General features: G+C 70.9%; 21 protein-coding genes and 7 pseudogenes. 15 read left to right on the top strand and 13 right to left on the bottom strand.

Annotated elements, in window-relative coordinates:
• From E1265_RS14635 to E1265_RS40295, 3 genes are all read left to right on the top strand, one after another.
• A partial coding sequence (locus tag E1265_RS14635; protein ID WP_132930740.1) for an RICIN domain-containing protein occupies positions 1-1550 on the top strand: 1550 nt, incomplete at its 5' end.
• Positions 1551-1589: 39 nt separating this feature from the next.
• The gene (locus E1265_RS14640; RefSeq protein ID WP_132930741.1) at positions 1590-1865 is read left to right on the top strand and encodes a hypothetical protein; all 276 of its coding nucleotides are present in this window, start codon (positions 1590-1592) and stop codon (positions 1863-1865) included.
• A complete protein-coding gene (locus E1265_RS40295; RefSeq protein ID WP_279571430.1) occupies positions 1862-1984 on the top strand; it encodes a hypothetical protein in 123 nt (40 codons plus the stop codon). Before E1265_RS14640 ends, E1265_RS40295 begins: the two co-directional genes overlap by 4 nt.
• Before the next feature lie 190 nt (positions 1985-2174).
• Here E1265_RS40295 and E1265_RS14645 read toward each other — a convergent pair.
• Positions 2175-3757: pseudogene (locus tag E1265_RS14645) on the bottom strand (FAD-dependent monooxygenase).
• Between the two features lie 975 nt (positions 3758-4732).
• A complete protein-coding gene (locus tag E1265_RS14650; RefSeq protein WP_132930742.1) occupies positions 4733-5353 on the bottom strand; it encodes a TetR/AcrR family transcriptional regulator in 621 nt (206 codons plus the stop codon).
• Positions 5354-5433: 80 nt separating this feature from the next.
• Between E1265_RS14650 and E1265_RS14655 the strand changes: the two genes are divergently transcribed.
• The 3 genes from E1265_RS14655 to E1265_RS14665 all read left to right on the top strand — a co-directional run bounded on the left by E1265_RS14655 (position 5434) and on the right by E1265_RS14665 (position 8050).
• Positions 5434-6135: an SDR family oxidoreductase gene (locus E1265_RS14655; protein ID WP_132930743.1), complete on the top strand. Its 702-nt coding sequence runs from the start codon at positions 5434-5436 to the stop codon at positions 6133-6135.
• Positions 6136-6197: 62 nt separating this feature from the next.
• A complete protein-coding gene (locus E1265_RS14660; protein ID WP_132930744.1) occupies positions 6198-6941 on the top strand; it encodes a methyltransferase domain-containing protein in 744 nt (247 codons plus the stop codon).
• Between the two features lie 167 nt (positions 6942-7108).
• Positions 7109-8050 (top strand): hypothetical protein, encoded by a 942-nt coding sequence (locus E1265_RS14665; protein ID WP_132930745.1) that lies wholly within the window; start codon positions 7109-7111, stop codon positions 8048-8050.
• A 412-nt stretch (positions 8051-8462) separates the two neighbouring features.
• On the opposite strand, the gene E1265_RS14670 is transcribed toward E1265_RS14665, so the two are convergent.
• The gene (locus tag E1265_RS14670) at positions 8463-8678 is read right to left on the bottom strand and encodes a hypothetical protein (protein WP_243740789.1); all 216 of its coding nucleotides are present in this window, start codon (positions 8676-8678) and stop codon (positions 8463-8465) included.
• A 14-nt stretch (positions 8679-8692) separates the two neighbouring features.
• Between E1265_RS14670 and E1265_RS40300 the strand changes: the two are divergent.
• The 4 genes and pseudogenes from E1265_RS40300 to E1265_RS39035 all read left to right on the top strand — a co-directional run.
• Positions 8693-9037: pseudogene (locus tag E1265_RS40300) on the top strand (BTAD domain-containing putative transcriptional regulator); the annotation flags it as partial.
• Positions 9038-9272: 235 nt separating this feature from the next.
• Positions 9273-9800: a hypothetical protein gene (locus E1265_RS40305; protein ID WP_279571431.1), complete on the top strand. Its 528-nt coding sequence runs from the start codon at positions 9273-9275 to the stop codon at positions 9798-9800.
• A complete protein-coding gene (locus tag E1265_RS39030) occupies positions 9704-10978 on the top strand; it encodes a hypothetical protein (RefSeq protein WP_243740791.1) in 1275 nt (424 codons plus the stop codon). Before E1265_RS40305 ends, E1265_RS39030 begins: the two co-directional genes overlap by 97 nt.
• Before the next feature lie 482 nt (positions 10979-11460).
• Positions 11461-11604, top strand: a complete 144-nt coding sequence (locus E1265_RS39035; RefSeq protein WP_243740792.1) for a hypothetical protein — start codon at positions 11461-11463, stop codon at positions 11602-11604.
• 182 nt (positions 11605-11786) lie between these two features.
• On the opposite strand, the pseudogene E1265_RS14680 reads toward E1265_RS39035, so the two are convergent.
• The 5 genes and pseudogenes from E1265_RS14680 to E1265_RS14705 all read right to left on the bottom strand — a co-directional run bounded on the left by E1265_RS14680 (position 11787) and on the right by E1265_RS14705 (position 15495).
• A pseudogene (locus E1265_RS14680) lies at positions 11787-12265 on the bottom strand (hypothetical protein).
• A 1166-nt stretch (positions 12266-13431) separates the two neighbouring features.
• Positions 13432-13806: a toxin Doc gene (locus E1265_RS14690; RefSeq protein ID WP_132930746.1), complete on the bottom strand. Its 375-nt coding sequence runs from the start codon at positions 13804-13806 to the stop codon at positions 13432-13434.
• Positions 13806-14045 carry a hypothetical protein gene (locus tag E1265_RS14695; RefSeq protein WP_132930747.1) on the bottom strand — a complete coding sequence of 80 codons (240 nt, stop codon included), beginning with the start codon at positions 14043-14045 and terminating at the stop codon, positions 13806-13808. The genes E1265_RS14690 and E1265_RS14695 overlap by 1 nt, the downstream gene beginning before the upstream one ends.
• Positions 14046-14130: 85 nt before the next feature.
• Positions 14131-14427, bottom strand: a complete 297-nt coding sequence (locus E1265_RS14700) for a DUF3303 family protein (protein WP_132930748.1) — start codon at positions 14425-14427, stop codon at positions 14131-14133.
• 387 nt (positions 14428-14814) lie between these two features.
• The gene (locus tag E1265_RS14705; protein ID WP_132930749.1) at positions 14815-15495 is read right to left on the bottom strand and encodes a BlaI/MecI/CopY family transcriptional regulator; all 681 of its coding nucleotides are present in this window, start codon (positions 15493-15495) and stop codon (positions 14815-14817) included.
• A gap of 512 nt (positions 15496-16007) precedes the next feature.
• Here E1265_RS14705 and E1265_RS39040 point away from each other — a divergent pair.
• Both E1265_RS39040 and E1265_RS14715 read left to right on the top strand, forming a co-directional pair.
• A pseudogene (locus E1265_RS39040) lies at positions 16008-16275 on the top strand (hypothetical protein); the annotation flags it as partial.
• Positions 16276-16497: 222 nt separating this feature from the next.
• The gene (locus tag E1265_RS14715) at positions 16498-17469 is read left to right on the top strand and encodes an aldo/keto reductase (RefSeq protein WP_132930753.1); all 972 of its coding nucleotides are present in this window, start codon (positions 16498-16500) and stop codon (positions 17467-17469) included.
• Positions 17470-17576: 107 nt separating this feature from the next.
• Here E1265_RS14715 and E1265_RS14720 read toward each other — a convergent pair whose 3' ends face one another.
• From E1265_RS14720 to E1265_RS14725, 3 genes and pseudogenes are all read right to left on the bottom strand, one after another.
• Positions 17577-18245, bottom strand: a complete 669-nt coding sequence (locus E1265_RS14720; RefSeq protein WP_347877200.1) for a response regulator transcription factor — start codon at positions 18243-18245, stop codon at positions 17577-17579.
• A 14-nt stretch (positions 18246-18259) separates the two neighbouring features.
• Positions 18260-18481 carry a hypothetical protein gene (locus tag E1265_RS40685; RefSeq protein WP_347877201.1) on the bottom strand — a complete coding sequence of 74 codons (222 nt, stop codon included), beginning with the start codon at positions 18479-18481 and terminating at the stop codon, positions 18260-18262.
• A gap of 300 nt (positions 18482-18781) precedes the next feature.
• Positions 18782-19003 (bottom strand): annotated as a pseudogene (locus E1265_RS14725) (inositol monophosphatase family protein); the annotation flags it as partial.
• 92 nt (positions 19004-19095) lie between these two features.
• On the opposite strand from E1265_RS14725, the gene E1265_RS14730 reads away from it, so the two are divergent.
• On the top strand, positions 19096-19956 hold the full coding sequence (locus E1265_RS14730; RefSeq protein ID WP_132930750.1) for an acyl-CoA thioester hydrolase/BAAT C-terminal domain-containing protein: 861 nt from the start codon (positions 19096-19098) through the stop codon (positions 19954-19956).
• A 154-nt stretch (positions 19957-20110) separates the two neighbouring features.
• Here the strand turns inward: E1265_RS14730 and E1265_RS39045 are convergent.
• Both E1265_RS39045 and E1265_RS40690 read right to left on the bottom strand, forming a co-directional pair.
• Positions 20111-20248: pseudogene (locus E1265_RS39045) on the bottom strand (IS5/IS1182 family transposase); the annotation flags it as partial.
• 903 nt (positions 20249-21151) lie between these two features.
• Positions 21152-21343, bottom strand: coding sequence for an ALF repeat-containing protein (locus E1265_RS40690; RefSeq protein ID WP_243740793.1), 192 nt, complete (start codon positions 21341-21343; stop codon positions 21152-21154).
• A gap of 371 nt (positions 21344-21714) precedes the next feature.
• Here E1265_RS40690 and bla point away from each other — a divergent pair, with 371 nt between their 5' ends.
• On the top strand, positions 21715-22686 hold the full coding sequence (bla, locus tag E1265_RS14750; protein ID WP_132930752.1) for a class A beta-lactamase: 972 nt from the start codon (positions 21715-21717) through the stop codon (positions 22684-22686).
• 66 nt (positions 22687-22752) lie between these two features.
• Positions 22753-22987: pseudogene (locus E1265_RS14755) on the top strand (MBL fold metallo-hydrolase); the annotation flags it as partial.

The raw sequence follows: 22987 nt of genomic DNA on the forward strand, positions 1-22987 counted from the left end.
GGTGGGTGTCGGGCCGTTACGACCGCCGCTGGAACTCGACCCGGGCCCAACTGCTGCGCACCCGCGACCTGGGCGGCCAGTTCGTCCTTTTGGTCCACGACCTGTGGGGCGCCGACGGATACCCGATCACCCGCTTCCCCGGCGACAACGGCGACTGGAGCGACTACGACCGCTTCCTCACCCGGCTGATCGACGACGTGCGGGCGACCGGCGTGCCGGTGCAGTGGGACCTGTGGAACGAGCCCAACATCTCGCTGTTCTGGAACCGCCCCCAGTCCCAGTACTTCGAACTGTGGCGACGCACCTACCAGCGCGTCCGACAGGCCTTCCCCTCCCACCTGATCGTCGGCCCGAGCCCCGCCGGTGTCCCCTCCACCTCGAGCTCGTGGTGGACCCAGTACCTCGACTTCGTGCGCGCCAACAACGTGGTCCCCGACATCTTCAGCTGGCACGCCCTGCCGAGCGACCCGGTGGCGAACGTGGCGGCGGCCAACGCCAGCCTCGACGCACGCGGCATCCCGCACCCACGCCCGTACCAGGTCAACGAGTACGGCTCACCCGAGGAGCAGAACCCCGGCGACGGCGCCTGGTACATCACGCGCCTGGAGCGGGCCGGCGCGGACGGCCTGCGCGCCAACTGGGCCAGCGGCGGAAGCCTCCACAACGACCTCGCCAACCTGCTGGTCCGCGACTCGACCGGGCAGCACCTGCCGAAGGGCGAGTGGTGGGTATACCGCTTCTACGCCTCACAGACCGGTCAGATCGCCTCCACCACCCCCAGCCGGTCCTACGACGCGTTCGCCACGAAGACGAACGGCTCGGCGCGGATCCTCGTCGGGGGTGGTGGCACGACGGGCAACATCGCGGTCGGCATCGGGCGCCTGGACGCCACCAGCGGCATCGTGCAGAACAACCAGGTTCGGGTGCTCGTCCAGCGCGTCCCGTACAACAACGGCGGCGCGGTCCAGGGCCCGATCACCGTCCAGAACTCCGTGGTGAACCTGTCCAACAACGGCACGACGGTCAACCTGCCGCACACCAACGCCGACGACGCCTTCACCATCACCCTGCTGCCGCCCTCGGACACCGGCTTCCAGTCCGTCGCCGTCGCCCAGCACTCCCAACAGTGCCTGGACAACACCGACCTGAGCACCGCCGACGGCAACCGGCAGCAGCAGTACCCCTGCGAGGGCGGCGACCAGCAACTGTGGAACTTCCGCCCGGTGGCGGGGGCGACCGACACCTACACGGTCGTCAACCAGCAGACCGGCAAGTGCCTTGAGGTCGGCGGTGGTTCCACGGCCGACGGTGCCGCGGTCCAGCAGTCGACCTGCCGCGGCGGAGCCCAGAACCAACAGTTCACGCTGCGGGCGGTCACCTACTCGGGAGCCGACCCCCGCGATGTCCAACTCGTCGCCCGGCACAGCGGCAAGTGCGTCGACGTCAGTCAGATCTCCACCGCCACGCGGGCCCCGGTCCACCAGTGGACCTGCAACCCCGTCGGCCAGAGCAGTCCGCGCAACCAGACCTGGCGCCTCTGGGGCCGCTGAACCCCGGCCACGACCACGCCCCTCGGACAAGGAGCACACGTGAACCCTCGACTGCCCTTACGCCGGCTTCGCCTCCTACTCGGTGCCGGCCTGGTGGCCGCCCTCGCGGTGGCCCTCAGCCCGACGGCCACCGCCGCGGCGACCGACGCCCAGGCCAGTGACGTGACGGTGACCCTGCGGATCACCATCGGGGCCGGCGCCCCCTCCTGGCCCGCGGACTCCGTCATCATCGGCATGCCGGACGACAGTGCCAGCGGCCGGTACCGGGACTGCCACCAGGGCTTCACCACGGACGTCCCCAGGACGGCACGGTGACCGTCCCCGAAGGCACGCTCCTGCCGATCTGGAGCAGCCACGGCTGCTACGACTCGCTCCGCCAGGGCACCGCGGTCGCCACGACGGACGGTGAGCTGATCGAGGTCGCCGTCCCCTGACGGCGGTCCCGCGCCCCGGGCGAAGGGCCACGTGCGCGCCGTCGTGGCCCTTCGCCCGACCCCTGGTTCACCCCTCCCTCTGGCGCCCGTGGCTGAACCCCGACACCAGAGCCGGAGTCCGTCCCGGCCAGCCGCTCACCAGTGGGCACCCTGGGGATCGCAACCGGCCCTTGTCGGTTGCTCGGAGATATCAGTTGGCGGGCTTGCCGAACCAGCGGGAGAGGTGCTCGTCCAGGTCCTGCTGATCGTCGCCGATCCAGGCCACGTGTCCGTCGGGGCGTAGCAGGACACAGGGAACGTCCAGTGCCGCGGTGGGGTCCGCGAGGTAATCGACCCGATCTGACCAGCCGCCGACGATCAGGCGTTCGGTCCGGTCAAGCAGCAGGCCGCGGCCGCGGTGCAGCAGGCCGTAGAGGTGACCGCCTTTCACGTCGATGTCGCGCAGACGACGGCCGAGCAGATCCGGGCCCTCACCGAAGTCGTAGCGGACGCCCATCGCGGTGATCTTCTCGATGAGGTAACGGTTCACCTCGTCGAAGTCCATCAGTTCGGTGAGCAGCCTGCGCACAGCCTGCGGGCCCGGTTCGGTGGAGTGCAGTTCCATCTGGGCGCGGGTGTTGTCCAGCACGTCCTCGGCGACCGGACGGCGTTCGGCCTGGTAGGTGTCGAGCAGTGTTCTCGGCGCCCAGCCGCGGATCTGTGCGGCCAGTTTCCAGCCGAGGTTGACGCGTCCTGCACGCCCAGGTTGAGGCCCTGCCCGCCGGTGGGTGGGTGGATGTGTGCCGCGTCGCCGGCAAGCAACACCCGCCCGACCCGATAACGTTCCGCCAGCCGGGTGGCGTCTCCGAAGCGGGACGACCAACGCGGGGAGTGCACGCCGAAATCGGTTCCGGCGATGGCGCGCAGCTGTCGTCTGAGATCCTCGAGGGTGGGTGGTTCCGCGCGATCGCTGACTCCCGCGGCGGGGACTACGACGCTGTATGTCCCTCCGCCGAAGGGCCTGAGCCAGAACCGCTTGTTGGTCTCGCCGATTTCGGTCACCTTGGCGGCGATCTCCTCCTGCGGCACCCCCACCTCCATCTCGCCCATCAGTGTCTCGGTCCGCGAGGGCTCGCCGGGGAAGCCGACGCCGAGTAGTTTGCGCACCGTGCTGCGCCCGCCGTCACAGCCGACGAGATAGCGCGAACGCAACTGCTCGCCTCCCCGCCGGCCACGCCCTGGTGAGCGGGGGTGCCCCCCGGGGGCCAACTCGACCGTCACACCCTCGTCGTCCTGCGTGAGATCGGACACCGCGCAACCGCGCCGAACCTGCGCCCCCAGTTGGATCGCATGTTCTTCGAGCAGGCGAACGATGACCGGCTGCGGGATGCCCAGCAGATAGGCGTGTGCGGAATCCAGGCCCTCGGGTGCGGGTTTGTTGGTGGCGGCGAAGAATCCGCCGGCCGGACGCTGTCTTCCGTGCTCGCGAACGCGATCCAGCAGTCCGCGCATCGCCATCAGCTCGAGACTGCGAATATGCAGACCGACTATGCGGACGAACGACACGGGCTCGGTCTCCTTCTCGAGAACGAGAACCCGCACATCGTGCAGCCGTAGTTCCGCGGCCAGCATCGCGCCCGTCGGCCCGCATCCGACAATGATCACGTCGAACATGAGGGGCGCGCGATCGGCGCCGGAGGCCGACGACCGGAGTCCGGGGACGTCGCCCGCGGGGACGTCGCGCTCGACCGTACCGTGCGACGACGGCTCGGCGGTGAACTGCGAAGAGTCCATAGGTGTTGCCCTTCGGGAGTGCCTTGTTGGCGAGGCACTCCCGGCGACACCTACGTCAATCGCCCGACCATGACGGGAAGGGGGAGCACCCACATCGATACAGCGTTCATGGGTCTCACCTCCTCGGGCGGTGTCACGGTCCACCGCAAGCTACAAGCCTGAGCATCGGTCGTCCCGACGGACTCGGCCGTGGACACGCCCTCGTTATCAGCCAGCGCGGTGCCCCCACCCGTCATGAGTAGGATCACAGCTGCTCCGACACTGAGAAGGTGGCGGATGGTACGGCTCATCTTCACTCCTTTCACCGGTTGTCGACGCCCTCAAAGGGCCGGTGAACCGTCGCACTCCGCGCCTCCTCGGCCACGCCGAGCGCGGAGAACTCGCACCCGGAGGACGTGAACGGGCCCACGGAGCGGACCGTATCCACGAACCTGTTCCGCCGTCGCCGTGATCAGGAACGTCTCGATCTCGCCGGACGCCACCGTGAAACCGAACGGTGCGCCGTCCTCGGACTCGTACTCCGCTCGGGGCTGCGGGCTGTCCAGGTCGACAGTACGGAAGGCGGCGGCTCCTCGCGGGAAACGACGACCACCCGGAGGTTGGCGATCTGTGCCTGGCGCTGGGCGTTACGGTGCACCGTCACCTGGATTCCGCTCTCGCCCGCGTCGGTCCCGCCGTTCTCCATCAGCCAGTCGTGGACACCGGTGCACCCCTCCCCCGGACCCGTGGTCGGCGCCACGCCCTCGGGAAGGCCCCCACACCGATCAGGCCCGACCACACAGCCCGTTCAAAGCTTCAGGCTATGCGCCCCCCGGAAGGCGGAAACAGGCGTCAACCCGCCAAACCCACCGCCGCCCGGGCCCGGCGTTGGCCGCAGAGAGGAAGACCGCCGGAGGGCCCCCTTGCCCGAGCGGTGCACGAGGACTCGCCGCCCCGGCGGAACGGGGGCTCCTCCCCGCGAAGCGCGTGGCGTGCTCATGAGTGACCATGCCCGCCGTCCAACACCGCGGACACGAGGGTTCGTCTGAGCCAGGCCTCGTAGTCGTCGTGGGACCAGCCGGCCTCCTCCACGAGGCTGTCGTGGACGCCCGCGCTCATGAGCGCGATGGCGATGTCGGCAGCCCTGGGGTCCACGTGGTGCCCGGCCTCGCGAATCCGGGCCATGATCATCTCGACGCCGAGCCGGTTCCTACTGGCCCCTTCCGCCCGGGTGGCGGCGATCTCCGGATCGACCGTGGCGCCGGAGTTCATCATTGTCACGATGTCGCCGCAGCGCTCCCGCACCTGACGGGCGGCCCTGGCCAGTAGGCCGCACAGTTCGACGCCGTCGGTCAGCTCGGCGGCCTCTGCCATGAGGTCCGGGAGGCCGGCCTCCTCGTCCATGAGGTCGATCAGCCCCGCGAGCACCCCGGCCTTGGACCCGAAGTGGGCGTAGATCGTCTGCGGCGAGACGCCGGCCTCCTTGGCGATCGCACGGATCGGGGTGCGGGCGTAGCCGTGCTCGGCGAACAGCCCACGTGCGGCGGTGAGGATCGTCCGGAGAGTCAGCGCCTCGCGCTGGTCCCGGAGCCGGACGATCCCCGGCAGGTCCGTCATGTAACCTCCACTGGAACAACGTTCCAACAACTGGATCGCTGTTCCAATAGTAGCGGTCGCCATGCTCGGAGGAGATGCGGATGAAGCTCGTCATATTCGGCGCGAACGGCCCCACGGGACGACTGGTCACCCAGCGGGCGCTCGACGAGGGGCACACCGTGACCGCGGTGACCCGCCGGCCCGACGCCTTCCCCCTCGAGGCCCCGAACCTGCGGGTGACGGGAGCGGACGCGCTGGACGCGGCGTCCGTGGACCAGGCCGTGGCCGGGCACGACCGCGTCATCTCGACCCTCGGGGTGCCCTACACCAGGGAGCCGGTCACCATCTTCTCGGAGGGCGCCCGCAACATCGCGGCGGCGATGGAGCGGCACGGCCTGCGACGGCTGGTGTGCGTGACCTCGATCGGCGTGCACCCGCAACTCCCGCCCGACGAGAAGTTCGTCTTCCGGAAAGTGGTCGGCCCGATCCTGACGGCGATGGGACGCCCGCTGTACGAGGACGCGCGCCGCCTGGAGGAGATCGTGCGGGCCACCGACCTCGACTGGACCATCGTCCGCCCGTCAGGCCTGTTCGACACCACCGCCGTCAGCGACTACCGGGTCGCCGTCGAACCGCAGCGCCTGCCCGGCATGTTCACCGCCCGCGCCGACCTCGCCGACCTGCTCCTGCGCGAGGTCGTCGACGACACGCACGTGCGCGCCGCCATCGAGGTGATCACCACCCAGGGCACCCCCAACTACCTCACCGTCTTCCTCAAGGAGGCCCTGCACCTGGGCAAGTGAGGTGGAGCCGGTCCGCACGTGCGCGGAGCGGGCCGCGGTACGGTGGCAGCATACTGAGGACCATGGCCGTCTATGACACGCTCGGCGCGACGTATGGCCGGACCCGGAAGCCAGATCCGCGGATCGCCGCGCAGCTACACGCCGCGCTCGGCAACGCGGCGGACGTGGTCAACGTGGGAGCGGGCACCGGCTCCTATGAGCCGCCGCAGACGATTCTCGCCGTCGAGCCCAGCCACATCATGCTCACCCAGCGCCCATCCCGGTCCGCGCCCGCCGTACGCGCCGTCGCCGAACAGCTTCCGCTGCGTGACAACGCCGCCGACGCCGTCATGGCACTGCTGACCGTCCATCACTGGAGCGACCTTGCGGCCGGCGTTGCCGAACTCCGCCGAGTCGCGCGCCGCCGCATCGTCATCCTGACCTGGGACCAGCAGATCTTCCGCGAGCGGTTCTGGCTCGTGCGCGAGTACCTCCCACAGGCCGCCGCCTTCGACGACACCCGCGCCATCCCGACCGACCGGCTGGCCACTCTGCTCGGCGGGGCACATCAGGAGCCCGTCCACGTCCCGCACGACTGCAGGGACGGGTTCGGCGCGGCATACTGGCGCCGCCCCCACGCCTACCTCGACCCACAGGTGCGCGCGGGAATCTCCATGCTCGCCCAGATCGGAGAAGACGTCCTGGCCCCCGGCCTGGCAACGCTCGCCGACGACCTCGCCACAGGCCGTTGGCGCCACCGACACGCCGACCTGCTCGCACTCGACGCCATCGACGTCGGGTATCGACTGCTGGTGACAGAACCCTGACCTGCGCCAGGACGCCCGGAAACGTGACGACCGACGGGCCACCTCACTGTGTCGGCTGTTCCCAGACCGTGTCCTACGCGCTGAGGCGGCGGAGGCGGTGGAAGACGAACATGGCGTGCGTGTGATAAGTGCATGACGTCATGATCGCGTGAAATGAGGGGTGCGTCGTGGGGGCCTTGAGTTCGGTGTGGCGGCGTCTTCTGCCACGTGAGGAGCGCGTGACGCTGTCGGATGAGCTGCGTCGAGCAGTCGCCGGGCGGGACTGGCCAACGGTTCAGGCCCACCTTGAAGCGATGCGGGGTGAGCGCGAGGTGGTGCTCGACGAGCTCGCGAAGTCAGCGGTGGTGCGGGAGTGGACGCGTGGCGTCGTCGCCGATGACGCCACACCCTCCCTGACCCTGTTGTTGGCCGCGTCCTGTCACCTCTGGGTGGCGCGTGAACGGTCCGGTTCGGTGTGTGCCCGGTGCGCGCCGACGCCCGAGCAGCGGCAGGATCCGGTCGCGTTGGGGATGGCGGACTCGCTTCTGCGGGCGGTGGCCGAGCGGGAGCCGGAGTGGGTCCAGCCCTGGTCGGATCTGTTCATCGTCGCGCTGGGCCTGGGAACGGACCGAGGACACATGCGGCATCTGTTCGACGAGGTGGTGCGACGTGAGCCTGAGCACCTGCCCGTGCACGTGCAGTACCTGCAGCAGTTGGGTACACCGCACGGGGGCTCGGACGATGACATGCATGCCTTCGCGTACGGCGCGATGACGCACGCGCCCGAGGGAAGCTCGCTGGGGGTGCTGATCCCTCACGCGCATCTGGAATCGTTGCGGACCGCGGGGTACCAGGGGAAGGGCTACCTGCGGAACCCCCTGGTGGCTCGGCAGCTGCACCACGCCGCTGACCGATCGGTGCGGCACCCGGACTACCGTCGAGGGCCGGAGTGGGTGTGGGTGCACAACGTTTTCGCCATGTCGTTCTACCTGACGGGCCAACTACCAGCGGCCCGCGAGATGTTCCGGGCCCTCGATGGCCGGTACACGCGGAGCCCCTGGCAGGGGATGCCGGGCAAACCGCTCCGCGCCCACCGCCGAGCACGTCACCGCAGCGGCGTCTGGTGGTGAGAACCGCCCCACGGCACGCGAGCTCACGGAGCCAGTGCGGGCGGAAAGCCGAGTGGAGACGTGGGCTCGGTCTCGCGGGCGCCACGGTGCGCAGGGCCGCATCCGGCAGCGTGCACACGCGGTGCCGTGACAGACGACGCTGTAGTGCTCGGGCAGCACGTGCCACACGTACTCGGCCGCGGCAGTCGCCTCGTGTGACCGTCATGGGCCGCGGTATGTCCCGCCTGGCGAGCCCGGGCGAGCTCGCGCCAGATCCCGTCTTAGGACCTGCCGCCGATCCGTGGCGGTCGTCCCGTCGTCAGCGCTGGCGGCAACGGCCGCTCCAACCGGAGCCACTGTTCGTCCGGTCGGACGCCACGGGCCCGCTCCAAGACCGCTCTTGGCCTTGAGCACGGCTCACGGCACGACCTACCTAGTGCGTCGGGTTACCGCGCAGCTTGCGTCGTTCCCAACGGTTGGGGTGGCGGATGACTACTCCCGCTGTTCCGCCGGACCCGGTAAGCCGGATCAGCGGGTTCCCCGGGAGCCGGTCGGGAGTGGTCTTGTCCGTCAGGCCGCCGATGCCGGGGTCCATGCCGCTGGTGTCTGCGGCCCAGGTGTCGGGGATGACGATCGTGACACCAGCCATCCCCCCTCACCGGGTTGCTCACCAGAGCCCGTGCGGCGGGCGATCCGCGGAGCCGGGCGGAGCTGCTCTCGGAAGCCCTGGCGGCCTGGCGCGGACCCGCCTACGCCGAGTTCCGCGAGGCCGGGTTCGCCCGGGGAGCGGCCGCCCGGCTGGAGGAGCAGCAGCTGACCGCGTCGGAGGAGCGAGCGGAGGCACGGCTCGATCTGGGGGAACACAGCGTCCTGGCGGATGAGTTGGGCGAGCTGGTGGCCGAGCATCCCCTGCGCGAGCGGCTGCGCGCCGCACACCTGCGCGCGCTGTACCGGGCCGGCCGGCAGACCGAGGCACTGGCCGGGTACGAGGAGCTGCGCCGGAGGCTGGCCGCGGAGCTGGGGCTGGCTCCCGGTCCCGAACTGGTCACCCTCCAGCAGGCGATCCTGGCCCAGGACCCCGCGCTCGCGGCGGTGCGCCCGGCGGCCACGTCGGCGGCCCGGCCCCGGACGAATCTTCCGTCGCCGCTGACCGGCATCATCGGCAGGGACGCGGAAACGGCCGAGGTGGGTGAACTACTGGGCGGCTCCCGGCTGGTGACGCTGACCGGTCCGGGCGGGCGGTGTGGGCAAGACCCGGCTCGCCGTGGGCGTGGCCGCGCGGCTCGTCGGCGAGTTCCCGGACGGGACGTGGCTGGCCGACCTGTCCGGGCTGCGCCCGGGTTCCGCGGATCCTTCGGCCGAGGTCGCGGAGGAGGTGGCCGCCGCGCTGGGGCTGCGCGACGAGACGGCAACGGGCGCCTGGCCCGGCGTGCCGCCCGCGGACCTGGCGCACCGGCTTGCCGATGCCCTGCGCGGGCGCCGGCTGCTTCTGGTGCTGGACAACTGCGAGCACGTGATCGCGGCGGTCGCCGAGCTGGTGCCGTCGCTGCTGGGCGCCGCGCCGGGGCTGCGGGTGCTCGCCACCAGTAGGGAGCCGCTGGCCGTTCCCGGGGAGTCGGTGTATCCGGTGGCCCCGCTGGAGGTGCCCGTGCCGGGGCCGGCCTCTCGGACCTGGTGCGGGCGAGCGCCGTGCGGCTGTTCGCGGCGCGGGCCGCCGCGGCGGCGCCGGGATTCGTGTTGGACGAGGGCCGCGCGCCGGTGGTGGCGGTGATCTGCCGGCGCCTGGACGGTCTGCCGCTGGCCCTGGAACTGGCCGCCACCCGCGTGCGCGCGCTGGGCCTGCGCGCGCTGGCGGAGCAGTTGGAGGACCGCCTCTGCCTGCTCGATACCACGGCCCGGGGACTACCCGCCCGCCACCGGACGCTGCGGGCCATGATCGCCTGGAGCTGGGAGCAGCTCACCGAGCCGCAGCAGGGGGTGCTGCGACGCTTTGCGGTGCATCCCGGGGGGTGCACCCGGCAGGCCGCCGAGGCCGTCTGCGCCAGCCCCGGCCTGGAGCCCGGCACGGTGCTCGGGCTGCTCGCCCAGCTGGTCGACAGGTCGCTGGTGGTGCCGGAGCAGAGTGCCGGGGGCGAGGTGCGCCACCGGCTGCTGGAGACGGTCGCCGCCTACTGCCTCGAACAGCTCGGCGCGGCCGGTGAGACGGAGTCGGTCAAGCTGCTCCGCGACGCCTACTACGTCGAGCTCGCCGAACGCGCCGAGCCGCACCTTTACGGCCATCAGCAGCGTCGGTGGCTGGAGCAGCTGGACGCGGAAGCCGCCAACCTGCGCGCCGTGCTGTCCGAGGCGGCCGAGCCAGGCGCCACGCCGTCGGCCCGGCGCCTCGCACGGCGCCTCGCGGATGCCCTGGCCTGGTACTGGTATCTGCGGGGCCGGCACCGGGAGGCCCGCCGTTCCCTCGGCATGGTGCTGCGGCTGCCCGGCGCGGCCCCGTCCGGGACAGCCGTGCGGGAGGCCGCCTTCGCCATGCTGACCGGCGACGGAACCGGGCCGACGGCGCGCGGTGGCACGCTCCTGCGGGAGCTGGCCGGGAAGGACCCGAGGTCCGGGTGGTTCCTCGCGCTGACCCATCTGCATTTCGGGGACATCGAGACGGGCGCGGACCTGACCGATCTGACACTGGCCGCGTTCCGCGCTTCGGGTGACAGCTGGGGCGAGGCGGCCGCGCTCAGCGGCCGGGCCAGACAGGCGATGTTCCGGGGCGACCTCGCCACCGCGGAGAACAGCGGGACGCGCAGCCTGGAGCTGTTCACCACCCTCGGGGACCAGTGGGGGCAGCTGCAGGCCACCGACATGCTCGGCTGGCTGGCGGAGGTCACCGGCGACTACGTCCGCGCCGCCCGTCTGCACCGCGAGGGCCTGCGCACCGCGGAGAGCCTGCGGCTGTGAACCGATGTGTCCTACCGGCTGTCCAGCCTCGGCCGCATCGCTCTGCTGACCGGGGACTTCGCGCGAGCCGTGGAGTTCCATGAACGAGGGATGCGGCTGGCCGCCGAGCAGTCGAACCCGTTCGCCGAGGAGTTCGCCCGCGTCGGACTCGGCCTGGTGGCGCGGCGGACGGGAGACCTGGCGGCGGCGGAGGCCCACTTCGGGGCCTCTCTGGCCTGGCACCGGCAGCTGGAGGCCGACTACGGGCTGCCGTTCTACGGTGTGCTGCTGTCCCTGGCCGAGCTGGGCTTCGCCGCCGAGCAGCGCGGCGACGGCGAACGGGCCACGACCTGCACGAACAGGGGCTGGTCATCGCCCGCAAGATCGGCGATCCGCGGGCCGTCGCCCTGGCGAAGGAAGGGCTGGCCGGGGTCGCGGCGCTGGCCGGCCGCGCCGGTGAGGCCGCGCGGCTCCTGGGCGAGGCCGCGGGACTGCGGAAGTCGGTGGGTGCCCCGCTGCCGCCCGCCGAACGCGGCGATGTCGACCGGATCACCGCCGCCGCCCGGGCCGCCCTGGGCGAGGCCGCCTTCACGACCGCGTTCCGCCGGGGCCGGGAGGACCTCGGCGGAGGGGAAACACCCCTCTGACCACCCGCTCCCCCACGCGGCACTCCCGCCGCAACCGCCCTCCCCACGCCGGGGGGCGGGCCGGGCGAGAACGGGCGGCCCGGAACGGCGCCGTCGGATCCTTCCTCTCGGTGGGAACGGGACCCGGGCGGTCGTCGTCCGGCGGATCGGATACTGCCGGACGGGCCCCGGGCCGGAAGGACTCAGCGCTTGGGCGTGAAGGTGAAGTCGCCCGAGGGCTGGCCGCTCAGGCGGGCGGTCAACGCGAGGTTCCCCGCGGCCAGCAGTCTCTTGGGCTCGGCTCGCGAAGAGCCGAGACCTTCGGCTTTCAGTCGCACCGGCCGCACAGGAATCCGCGCCGCACAGCGGACCGAGACCTGGGCAACACCGGTACGGGCGCCCACCGTCCGCGGCGCGGCCGGTGCGGCGGCGGACCATACGGCGACTGCCAGGCCGGCCGCTCGGTTCCTCCCGAGCCGCCCACGTCGCGGCGCCGTAGGACCGGCTCCTGGAGCAGTTCGGCTGCCAGGCCGGGGGCGTTGTCGTGCGGCAGGTTCAGGAGCTCGTGGCTCACGTTGGCGCGGAATTCGCCGTTCACCCGGAAGCGCCCCGAGGCGCACCTGTGGCAACGGCGGAGAACGATCGGCAGGCAGGTGGGTACGACCACCCAGGTTTTGGACACAGAGATACACCGGTTCCAGTGAGAAGACCGCAGCGAAAAGGAGCGCGGCGCACATGTGCGACGCACGGCGAATCAGCGCTCGGAGGGCTCACCTGGTGTACAACGGCACGTCCTTGACAGGGTGACTGTGGGCAGGAGCACGCTAACGGCAGACGGGAGTGCGGCTCCACCGATTTTCGGGCCGGCAGCGATGCGTTTCGCGGCGAGCACCCGCACCACCGTCGGCCCACCGGACATGTCCTGGTACTCCGGTGATGTGTCCGCACCAACGCGCGATCACGACTGGGATGGGGATTCCCGTCAGTGGTGTCCGTGTCCGAGAGGTGTCAGGCACCGCTCACAGGGCGGGCCCTTCGGGCGGCGGGGTGCCGTTGGTCCAGCCGGCCTCGTCGGTCAGGACCAGCCGCCGCAGGCGCCATCCGTCGGCCGTGCGGACCGCATCGGCCTCGAAGACCCGCCGGCATCGAAGTGCGCACCGGGCTCGAGACCGCGGGCGGCGATGGTGGCATCCGAATGGACGTGCACCATGACGGCGTTCCACCGGATGGTGGCTCGGTCGCCGTCGAGACGCACGATGTGGTTGCCGCTGACATGGTGGGTGAACCGGTACCAGCCGAAGACTTGCCGCACGATTCCGTGTAGTCGCTGAGGTCGGAACCACCGACCGGGAAGTCGAACGTGACATCCGGGGTGAAGAGCGACCCGACGGTCTCGCTGTCGAACCGGCGCTGGTCCATGCTGAGGAAGTAGGCGTCGACCAGAGCGCTGATCTCGGACCGATCGGTGAGCTCGCGGACGCGGTCGCGCAGCTCAGCGACTTGCTGGGGCAATTCCCCCAGGGACGGGGCGGCGGTCGGACCGGCGGGCGTGGTGGGACATCTGCGGCCTCGTTCTTCGGGGTTCCGGTCACGGGCCCCCCTCACACTTCAAGCCACCTTGAAGTCAACTCTCCTCCTGTCGGTGCGCGCTCCTCGAGTGAACCGCCCCGCAGGAGGGCCACCACCACCCCGCAGCCGACGAACCACGGTGTGCGCGCGTCATCGCCGGAACACCCACGACAGCACCGAACGTCGCCGGAGGGGTGAAGAACGACGGCTGCACGGGCCGGGGCAGTGGATCGGCTGAAAGCTCGGGACGACAGCCTCGCCCCCGCCTCGCGGCCGCGGTCAGACACGCCAGCCGCGGATCCGGTCGGCGGCGGTGTACACGGTGGCCTTCCGGGCCTGGATCTCACGCACCAGCTCGACCAGCGCGCCGAAGGGCGGGTCGATCCCCTCACCACACAGGTGCATGTAGGAGACGGCGACCTGGCAGGCGTACAGACTGTTGCGGTATGGCAGCGGCTCGAGCCGCACCAGGGTGTGCAGCAGCGCGGCGGCGCGCCAGGCCGTGTCCGGGTCGGCGGTGTCCGGCCGGGGGATGCGGGTCTTGTGGCGCGCGACCGCGGCGACCAGGGCGGAGTAGTCGGCGACGGAGACGTCTTCGGGGACGGCCTGCTCCTGGACGTCGAGGAGCCAGGGCACGTCGATGTACTGCGGCATCAGGCGGCTTCGACTCCCCGCTCATGCCGGGCCGGGGGTGTCTCGTCGGGGAACGCCCCGTCGAACTCGCTCTGGTGCTGCTCGCCCCAGGCGACGGCGTAGCGGACGAACTGCCGGCGGTGCAGTTCCCGCAGCGGGAGGTCATGCACGTACTGCTTGAGGGACTTCCCGTCGGCGAGCGCGGCAGCCCGAACGGCGTCCATCTCTTCCTCGGTGAAGCTGATGTTCAGGGATGGCATACCCCCAAGGTACCTGATTGGTACCTGCGGCGCACCTGTCAGGAGAGGGCCGCGGCACAAGGAGTGCCGGGAGGGCTGACAGTCCTCATCCCTGTTCCAACGTCTGGAGGCCCTGCAGCAGATCGTCGCGGTTCATCACCGGCGTGATGTCGATTTCCGCACCGAGTTCCTCGAAGAACGGCTCCGCGATGGAGGGGATCTGCGACGTGTCCTGCATGTCGAACACGAAGGTGCAGCCACGCGCGCCCTCGACGGGGCAGTAGTAGGCCGCCTCCGGACTGAGCCGCTCGTAGAGCGACTGCATGATCGTCGGCATCCTGCCGCTCTTGACAGCCTCACTCGCAAGCTGCGTGTCCAGACGGGCTCGCAACATCATCCGCATAGCGCACGCTCCTCAAGGGCGCACCGCAGCCGGCACGGTTCCGTCCGCGCGCGTCCAGGCACGGCGCCGCCCCCCTCAGCCTCGCCTCGGGTGATCGAGGGTGCAACATCTCTTCCGCCAGCCGAGTCGGTCTGGGTGCCACGTGCCCGAGGGCGACCCCCTTCGCGATCCAGGGATCGTCCGGCCCCGGGGCGCGGTACGCGGCCGGGGTGACCAGTTCGGTGTCTGTCCTGCCGGGGTGGCCGTCCGGCGCCAGCGCGGGGTATTCGGGGCGGTCATCGACGTGCCCGTGAGTGCCGTCAGGAGGGTGTCCAACTCGGTCGTCGCAACCCGTTGTCGGACACCCTCCCCGCGTTGGGTACCCAGCGTTCGGAACTGATCGTCCAGTTACTCCGCTGCGACGGTCTCGCTCAAGTCCGCGCCCTCGGGAGCAGCAGCGGTGTCGGCTGGTGGCGGGGTGTCGTCCGCTGACGTGAGTGCCGTGTACATCACCGATCCCTGGTTGCGCTCCCTCTCGACGAGGCCCTTCGCGACGAGCCTCTCCAGGGTGTTGCGCGTCGTCTGGCTGGAGGTGGCGCGCTCGGTCGCCTCCAGGGCCGTGTGGATCTCGCGGGCCGTGCGGGGCTCACCGGGGTGCGCCTGCAGAAGGCCCAGAACAACCTCCTGGAGCGAAGGCTCCGTCGGCTTCCGGGCCGTCGCCTTCTTCGTGGTGGTCTTCTTCGTGGTGGTCTTCTTCGTCCTGCCGCCGGCAGCGGCCTTCGCGCCCGTCCTGCCCTGACGCTGCGTCGGGAGAGTCCGGGGCCCGGCAGTGTCCTCGGCGGGAGGACCGGTGGACTGCACCGTATCCTGGCCCTCCTCGTCGGCGGGCGGGGCCTGCTGCGCGTCCACCGACGCCAACTGACCCAACAGCCATGCCTCGTCGGCCTTCAGCCGCGTCAGCCGTGCCTCGAGTCCCGCGATCCGTGCGGAGATGGTCTCCTGCTCCTCGCGGTTGTTCTCGAGGTCGCCAGCGAACTGCTCCGCGTACCTGCTTTGAATGGGGGTGGTGCTGTCCGGCTCGTCGACCATGACGGCTCACGCTCCTCGTCTCTGATGTATCGCTGCCGGATGCTACTCACCAGGAGCCGCCGAGGTGGACTGTCCCACGATGTGCATACTTTTGGCCCATTGCGGTCGGACCTGCGGGTCCTGCAGGTCATCGCCTCCAACCCGTAGGTTCTCGGCAAGCCGTGCGACGTGGCTACCGAGGCGGCGAACAACCCGAGCGGGTGTCTCCCGGGATGACCGCCTCTGTTTCCGTGCGGCGGTTGGGTCGCCGCGGTGGGCTCTTCGAACTGCTCGATCCACACACGGCTCACCCGTGACCGTCGGGCGCGAGCCAGGTCGACGCGGCATGGAAGCGGAGGTCGTGCGCCTCGCGCACTCGGGCTGTGGGCGGGGTGAGGCTCGGAAGCCAGCGATGCGCACTTCCGTACCCAGGCGAGCGTGGTTGCTTGCCCACCGCCCCGGGCCCCACGCCGGTTGGTTGGTCGGTCCATGCGTCTTGATCGCTGCCGAGCTTGCTGGTCAGGTTACCCGGCATGACCGGACTCGGCCCCGCCGCGTGGCCACCTGCCCCGATGAGGACCGAGCGGCTCGTGCTCCACGAGCCCGAGGCCCGGGACCGTGCGGCGTTCATCGAGCTGTTCACCTCGCGGAAGGTGGGCGCCTACTCGGCGCCCCGGCGAGCCGGTGGTGCTGTGCACCCAGACCGCCAACGACCGCGCGATGCGCCTCGCGGCGAAGCTGGGGTTCACCGAGGTGGAGCGGTTCGAGGAGTACGGCGCCGAGCAGTGGTTCGGAGTGTGGGTCCTCGGTCACCCCATCCGGGGAAGAGGCCCCCTCGCGCCGACCACGAGGTCCTGTGCGCGGATCTGCCCCTGGTGCGAAAGTTTCGACGTTTCCTGGCGGGGATGCCTGATCGTCGCATCTGTGGCATCGTGCGGGCGGGTCGTGGCACCGGGCGCATCGGAAGCCACACGGAACGCGCCGCCGTCGCCGGTGGTGGTCAACAAGGGAGTCGAACCGCGTATGCGTTATCGGGAACTCGGCCGCACCGGCCTGACCGTGTCCGAGATCGGTTACGGCGCCTGGGGGCTGGGCCAGGGGGCCTGGGTGGGCGCCGACGATGAGTCCGGCGTGCGCGCGCTGCGTCGTGCCGTTGAGCTGGGTGTCAACTTCATCGACACCGCCAGGGCATACGACCGCAGTGAGCGCGTCGTCGGCCGTGCGCTGAGCGAGCTTCCGGGGCACGGAGACGACGTTCACGTGGCGACGAAGGTCGGGCCGAAGGTTCCGGTCTCCCTCGCGTCCAGCGGGCTGCACCCGGCGGAGGTCTTCCCCGGTTCACACCTACGCGAGAGCCTGGAGACCAGCCTCCGGGAACTGGGCCGCGACCACGTCGACCTCCTTCAGTTGCACACCTGGGAAGACGACTGGACCGGCCGCGGCGACTGGCTGGAGACGGTGGACGCCCTCAAGCAGGAGGGCAAGATCAGGTTCTTCGGGATCTCCGTCAAGGATCACCAGCCCGAGAACGTGCTCGCGGTGCTGCGCACCGGGGTCCTGGACGTGGTGCAGGTCATCTACAACATCTTCGAGCAGGCCCCGTGCGACGCCCTGCTGCCTGCCTGCGAGGAGCACGGCGTGGGCGTGATCGGGCGGGTCGCACTCGACGAGGGGGCCCTGACGGGCTCGATCCGGGCGGGCGTCTCCTTCCCCGAGGGCGACTGGCGCAACTGGTACTTCCGGGACGACCGACCCGCTCAGGTCGAGGAGCGCGTCGAGGCGCTCCTCGCCGACCTGGGCATCGGCGTCGCCGAACTCGCGTCAACCGCCTTGCGGTTCGCGCTCGCCGGGCAGGCGGTCGCCACGGTCATCGTCGGTATGCGGTCACTCGCGAACGTAGAGCGCAACGCGGCCGTTTCCGACGCTCCGCCACTGACCGCCGAGGAACTCGCGCTGCTGGCCAAGCACCGCTGGCCGAAGAACTTCTACGGCTGACCGGGCAAGGCGCGACGAGTTCCGCCCCCGTTGTAAGACCGGGCGGGACTCGGCTCCGCACGCGGCCTGGCCGGCACCCAGCGATCAACGGGACCGTGCTCACCACGTCACGGAGTGCCGCCGTCTCGCGAGGTGGCGGCACGGTGTGACCACCCCCGGGACGTGTCCCAGGGCTTCGCTCGTACGACTACTCGGCCGAGCGGGCGGCGTGTCGGCGTGGTCACAGCAGGCCGAGGTCGCGGGCGCGGAGTGCGACCTGGGTGTGGTCGCTGGGTGTGGTCGCGTAGGGCGAGGCGGCTGAGGATGCGGGAGACGTGGTTCTTGACGGTGCCCTCGCTCAGATACAGCTCCGCGGCGATCTCCCGGTTGGTCAGGCCGCGGGCCACCAGCCGCAGGATGTCGATCTCCCGTGGGCTGAGCGGGACCTCGGGTCCGGAACGCCCGCTGGGCGGGGACCCGGCGCTCGGGCCGGGTGGAGGCGGCAGGGCGGCGGCGAGGCGGCGGGCGACCGAGGAGTCGAGTTGGGTGACCCCGGCGTGCGCCAGGCGCACCTCGTGCGCCAGTTCGTCGGCCGGCAGGTCCTTCAGCAGATAGCCGCTCGCCCCGGCCCGCAGCGCCTGGACGACGTACTCCTCGTCGTCGAACGTCGTCAGCATCACGGTCCGGCACTCCGGCGCCTGGCCGCGCAGGATGGCCACCGCCTCGACGCCGTCCATCTCCGGCATCCGGACGTCCATCAGCACCACGTCCGGCCGCAGTCGGAGCGTTTGCGCCACGGCCTCTCGGCCGTTCACCGCCCCGCCGTGCCGACGACCTCGATGCCCGGCCGGATGGACGGCAGGGACGCGATGCCGTCCCTGATGAGCCGCTGATCGTCGACGACCAGCACCCGCACCCGCGGTACCCCAGGGCCCTCGGCGCTCCCGGTCACGTCACACCGTCCGCCGGCGAGCACCGCCCCGTAGAGCAGCGACGCCACCCACGGCACGGGGATGTACGGCGACACCCTCACCCCCTCACTGTTGCCGCCCGCCAGGTCCGGGCAGGGCAGGGCAGGGCAAGGCAAGGCGGGGCCCGGGCCCGGAGGCCACTCCGGCGGCGCGACCGCGGCGAATGTGACCGGACGGCACGTGCCGAACGGACGGTGACCGCTGGGTCGTCGACGAGTGGATCGTGACCATCGGGGCGACGGTCTCGCCGCCCGGCACCTCCCGTACGCGGCGCGCCGCTCCCTACCGTTGCGGGCCCAACCTGCTGTCTTCCACGCATCGGAGTCGCTCCCATGTCCGCTAGCGGACGAGGGCGTCAGTGGTGCGTCGTCGGCGTCCCGCTGACCGTCCTCCTCGCCGAGCACCGCGTCATCGGGCCGTGCGGCACGGATGACGCCGACGATCGCCTTCTGGGCCTCCACATCGGCGGCGGTGGCGAAGTCCCCTGCGCCCTTGTCGATGCGGTTGGGCCGCTGGCCGCACATGGTGCGGACCACATCCGCACCAGCCAGCGCCCCGGCACGAGCACACGGCCCGGTGCGCATCACCGGAGCGATGCGGCTGACCGAGGCTGACGACCGTGCGGTGACCGGTCCCCGGGGCAGAGGCGGAGAACTCCTTTCAGTAGGTTGACGGCATGGCTGCGGAGATCACCGAGTGCGAACTGACCGAGTGCTGGGAGGGTTTCGTCGCCGAACCGCTCGTGGGCAGCAGCGCGGGCGTCCTCGTGCTGTCCGGGTCGAGTGGTCGTGTTGAGCGCGAGCGGTGCCGTCTCTTCGCCCGTGCCGGTGTGACCGCGGTGTCGATCCGGTGGTTCGGCGGTCCCGGGCAGCCGCCTGGCATCTGTGAGATTCCGCTGGAGACCTTCGTCGCCGCGACCGGGCTACTGCGGGAGCGCGGTGCCGAGCGCGTCAGCATTCTCGGCTCGTCCAAGGGCGCGGAGGCGGCGCTGCTCGTGTCCACGCTCTCGGACTGCGTCGACGCGGTGATCGCGCTCGCCCCCACGTCAGTCAGCTGGGCCAACGTGGGTCCCGGCCGCGATGGCCGGGACCGCCCCTACCGTTCCAGTTGGACTTGGCAGGACCAGCCCCTGCCCTTCGTCCCTTACGACGACTCCTGGACGCCGGCGGAGCCGGCGGGCTCACCGGTCGCCGTGCTCGGCTGGTACGAGCGCAGCCTCGCGACCCATGCTCACCGGTTGCCCGCCGCGGCCATCCCGGTGGAGAAGATCGACGCCGATCTGACACTAATCGCGGGTGGTGCGGATCGCATGTGGCCGTCTGTGCGCTTCGCCCGCGAACTCGCTGCCCGGCGCCCTGCGGCGGGGCGCAGGACACTGCTCGTCACCCAGCCTGAGGCGGGCCACCGAACCGTCTTTCCCGGTGAGGTCGCACCGCCCCCGTCCACCCGGTTCGCCCACGGCAACACCCCGGAGGCCGACAAGGCGCTGGGCGCGGCGGCCTGGCCACACGTGCTGGCGGCCGTCCGCGGCGTCTGAGTGGTCATTTTCTCCCGATGTTTTATCCCGGGATACGGCTTTGGTCCGGGTGTGTGGGGTCGCGCCAGAGGTAGTTGTCTCGCCGGTGAGGCGGCGGGTCATGAGGTCGGTCATGGCGAGGTGGATCATGGCTTCGGAGCGGGCGGGGAGGGTCGCGCAGGTCATGCTCGGGTGGGCGGCCGATGTTCAGCGCGTGCCGGCGCCGCTCGGCTCGCCACGCGGTCAGCACCGGTTCGATCAACGTCCAACGGTCATCGGACAGATCACTGGGATACGGGCGACGCTCAGCCATGACCTGGGCTTACCGCCGGTCAGCGAGTGCGCCCAGGCGTGCGGACAGGGAAGCGTGGTCACGCCTTCCTTCGGACGCCTCGGGATGAGCCAGACGCAAGTCGACTGCCACCCCAACCATCACCCCACCCGACCACCGAGACAGGCCGACACCACCAGTCCCAACAGCACCACTCAACGCATTCCGAAACTAGGAGATAGCAGGGCGCAGAAGGAGCGACCTCTGAGCCGGTGCCGGTCGTCCGCACCCGTGCACCACCTCTCGCGAGAACTCCGCCACAAGTCCGTGTTCGTGCTGAGCAGCAGACGCCCGGCCGGCAGGCCCAAGACCCACCTCCAGCACGTCCTCACGGCCCGCCCGCGGTCCCGGCGGGCGCTTACCCCACCGATCATCGAGCGATCAGGGTCACCAACCGAGTCGAGATGGGCCGCGAGGCAGGCCCTCGGGCGGGGCCGTCGCGGACAGCATCCGCACCCGAATCCCGCCTTCGCGTGTGTCCCACGCCTGCCGGTACTCCGCGCTTCGAGCGGATCATCTCCGAACGCGAGCTGGCACAGTTCTTCCCCGTTGCTGAAGCCCTGTGCCCGGCTGGCTACTTCCCGCCCTGGTGCACGTCCCGGCCCGGCCCCGGGAGATCGCCGCTGCCGCGATGGAGGAGGCGGCCTCGGCGGCAGGCTCACGGCGTGGGGCCAGGGCTTCCGGGAGTGGGCGCTGGCCCACCCGCCGGATGCGGAGATCACCATCTGAACGGCGGGTACCGGCCTGGAAGGGTGGGCGGGCGCCGAGGCGTACGGTGAACGAACGCCTCGACCTCCCGGCCCCGTCATCCGGCGTGACCGGCGGACCGCCGCCTCGTCACCCGTTCACTGAACGCGTCCGACCGGGGGACGTCGGCTTGTCTCCTCAGGATTCGACCTCGTACCGGCCGTGTTCCAGGAAGTACCGCAACGACTCCGGTGTGGCGTTTTCTATGGCCTGCTGCGCTGCCGCGCGGAGCGCGTCGCTGATGGTCGGGTCGGCGAGGATGCGGAAGACGGCGACCTTGTCGTCCTCGAACTGGGCGAGACGGTAGCCGCTCTCCCGGAACTCACGCACAGCCTCCGGAGTGCCCGCCTCGAGGGCCGCGGTGGCCTCCCTGATGACCGCCTTGTCATTGTTCTCCCGCGCGGTGTGGAGATGCTGGCCCCGTCCGCGGCGAACACCTGCTTCCCCCACTCCGACGTGCCAGGCTCGCGCCCGAGCAGCAGGACACGCTCGACGACCGCGGGTGGTGGGCGCCTCGCCTGGCTCGGGTGCGCGCAGCGGTTGGGCGGTGCGCGACTCCATGCTGGTTCGGCATGGAGTCGCGCACTCGCGTCTTGGACGCGAAGGGACGGTACGCCGGAGGGTGTGACGAAGTCCGGGGCCGTCCCGGGCTGTTGACCGCTGAGGGCTCGAGGCCCTGAGATGACTTGGAGGTCTGTCCCATGACGCGTGGGTCTTACGTACGCCGCGGTGCCGCCTGGGCGGCCGGCGTGCTGGCGCTCGTGACGCTTCCGGGGTGCGCGGAGGAGGCTGCATCGGCGTCCGATGCGGCCGCCGTGTCCGCCTCCGACTCGTCGGCCGCGTCGAGCGGCCCGTCCGCGGCGTCCGTCACCCGCGGGTTCGAGGCGCTGGAGCGCGAGTTCGACGCGCGGCTTGGCGTCTACGTGCTGGACACCGGCACGGGCCGGGAGATCGCCTACCGGGCGGACGAACGGTTCGCCTACGCCTCCACCTTCAAGGCGTTGGCGGCGGGAGCCGTACTGCACGAGTACGGCCTGGACGGGATCGACGAGGTGGTCACGTACACCGAGGACGACCTGGTGGACCACTCCCCCGTGACCGAGGACTTCGTCGAGACCGGAATGAGCCTGAGCGAACTGTGCGCGGCCACCCTGTGGTACAGCGACAACACCGCGGGCAACCTCCTCTTCGACGCGCTGGGCGGGCCCGACGGTCTGGAGGCCATCCTGGAGGAGGAGCTCGGGGACGACGTCACCGAGATGGACCGGTACGAGACCGAACTGAACGAGGCCACGCCCGGCGACATCCGCGACACCAGCACCCCGCGCGCGCTCGCCAGCGACCTACGGGAGTTCCTGCTCGGCGACGTCCTCGACGCGCGGGAGCGCGAGTTGCTTCGGATGTGGATGGTCACGAACACCACCGGCGAGACGCTCATCCAGGCCGGACTCCCCGATGACTGGACCGTCGCGGACAAGAGCGGCGCCGGCGGCTACGGCGGCCGCAACGACATCGCCGTGGTGTGGCCGGACGACGGTGGCGACCCCCTCGTCATGGCGATCATGTCCGCCCACGACGAGGCGGACGCCCAACGCGACGACGCGCTGATCGCCGAGGCCGCCGCCGTGGCCGTCGACGGACTCGGCCGCCAGAGCTCCGCCGCCGCTCGCTGATCCGCGGAGACGCGGAAGCGAGGCCCGAGACGGCTTCGAAATACCCGAATCACCAGGAGAATCGCGATGACGCGTTCACCCCACCACGGTCGGTCGGCCGGACCCACGAGGCGGAGCTTCGGCCGGCTGGCCGCCCTCGCACTCGGCGCTGGAGTCGGCACGCTCTCCCTCGCCTCGGGGGCGACGGCCGCCGCCGTCGATGGCCGGACCTACTACGACCGCGCCCGACAGCTCGCCGGAGACGACCCGGTGCTGCTCGCCCTCGTGACCGCGCTGACCCCGGACTTCGTCTTTCCCCGCC

The sequence above is a fragment of the Streptomyces sp. 8K308 genome (genome assembly GCF_004348315.1).
GTDB lineage: Bacteria > Actinomycetota > Actinomycetes > Streptomycetales > Streptomycetaceae > Streptomyces.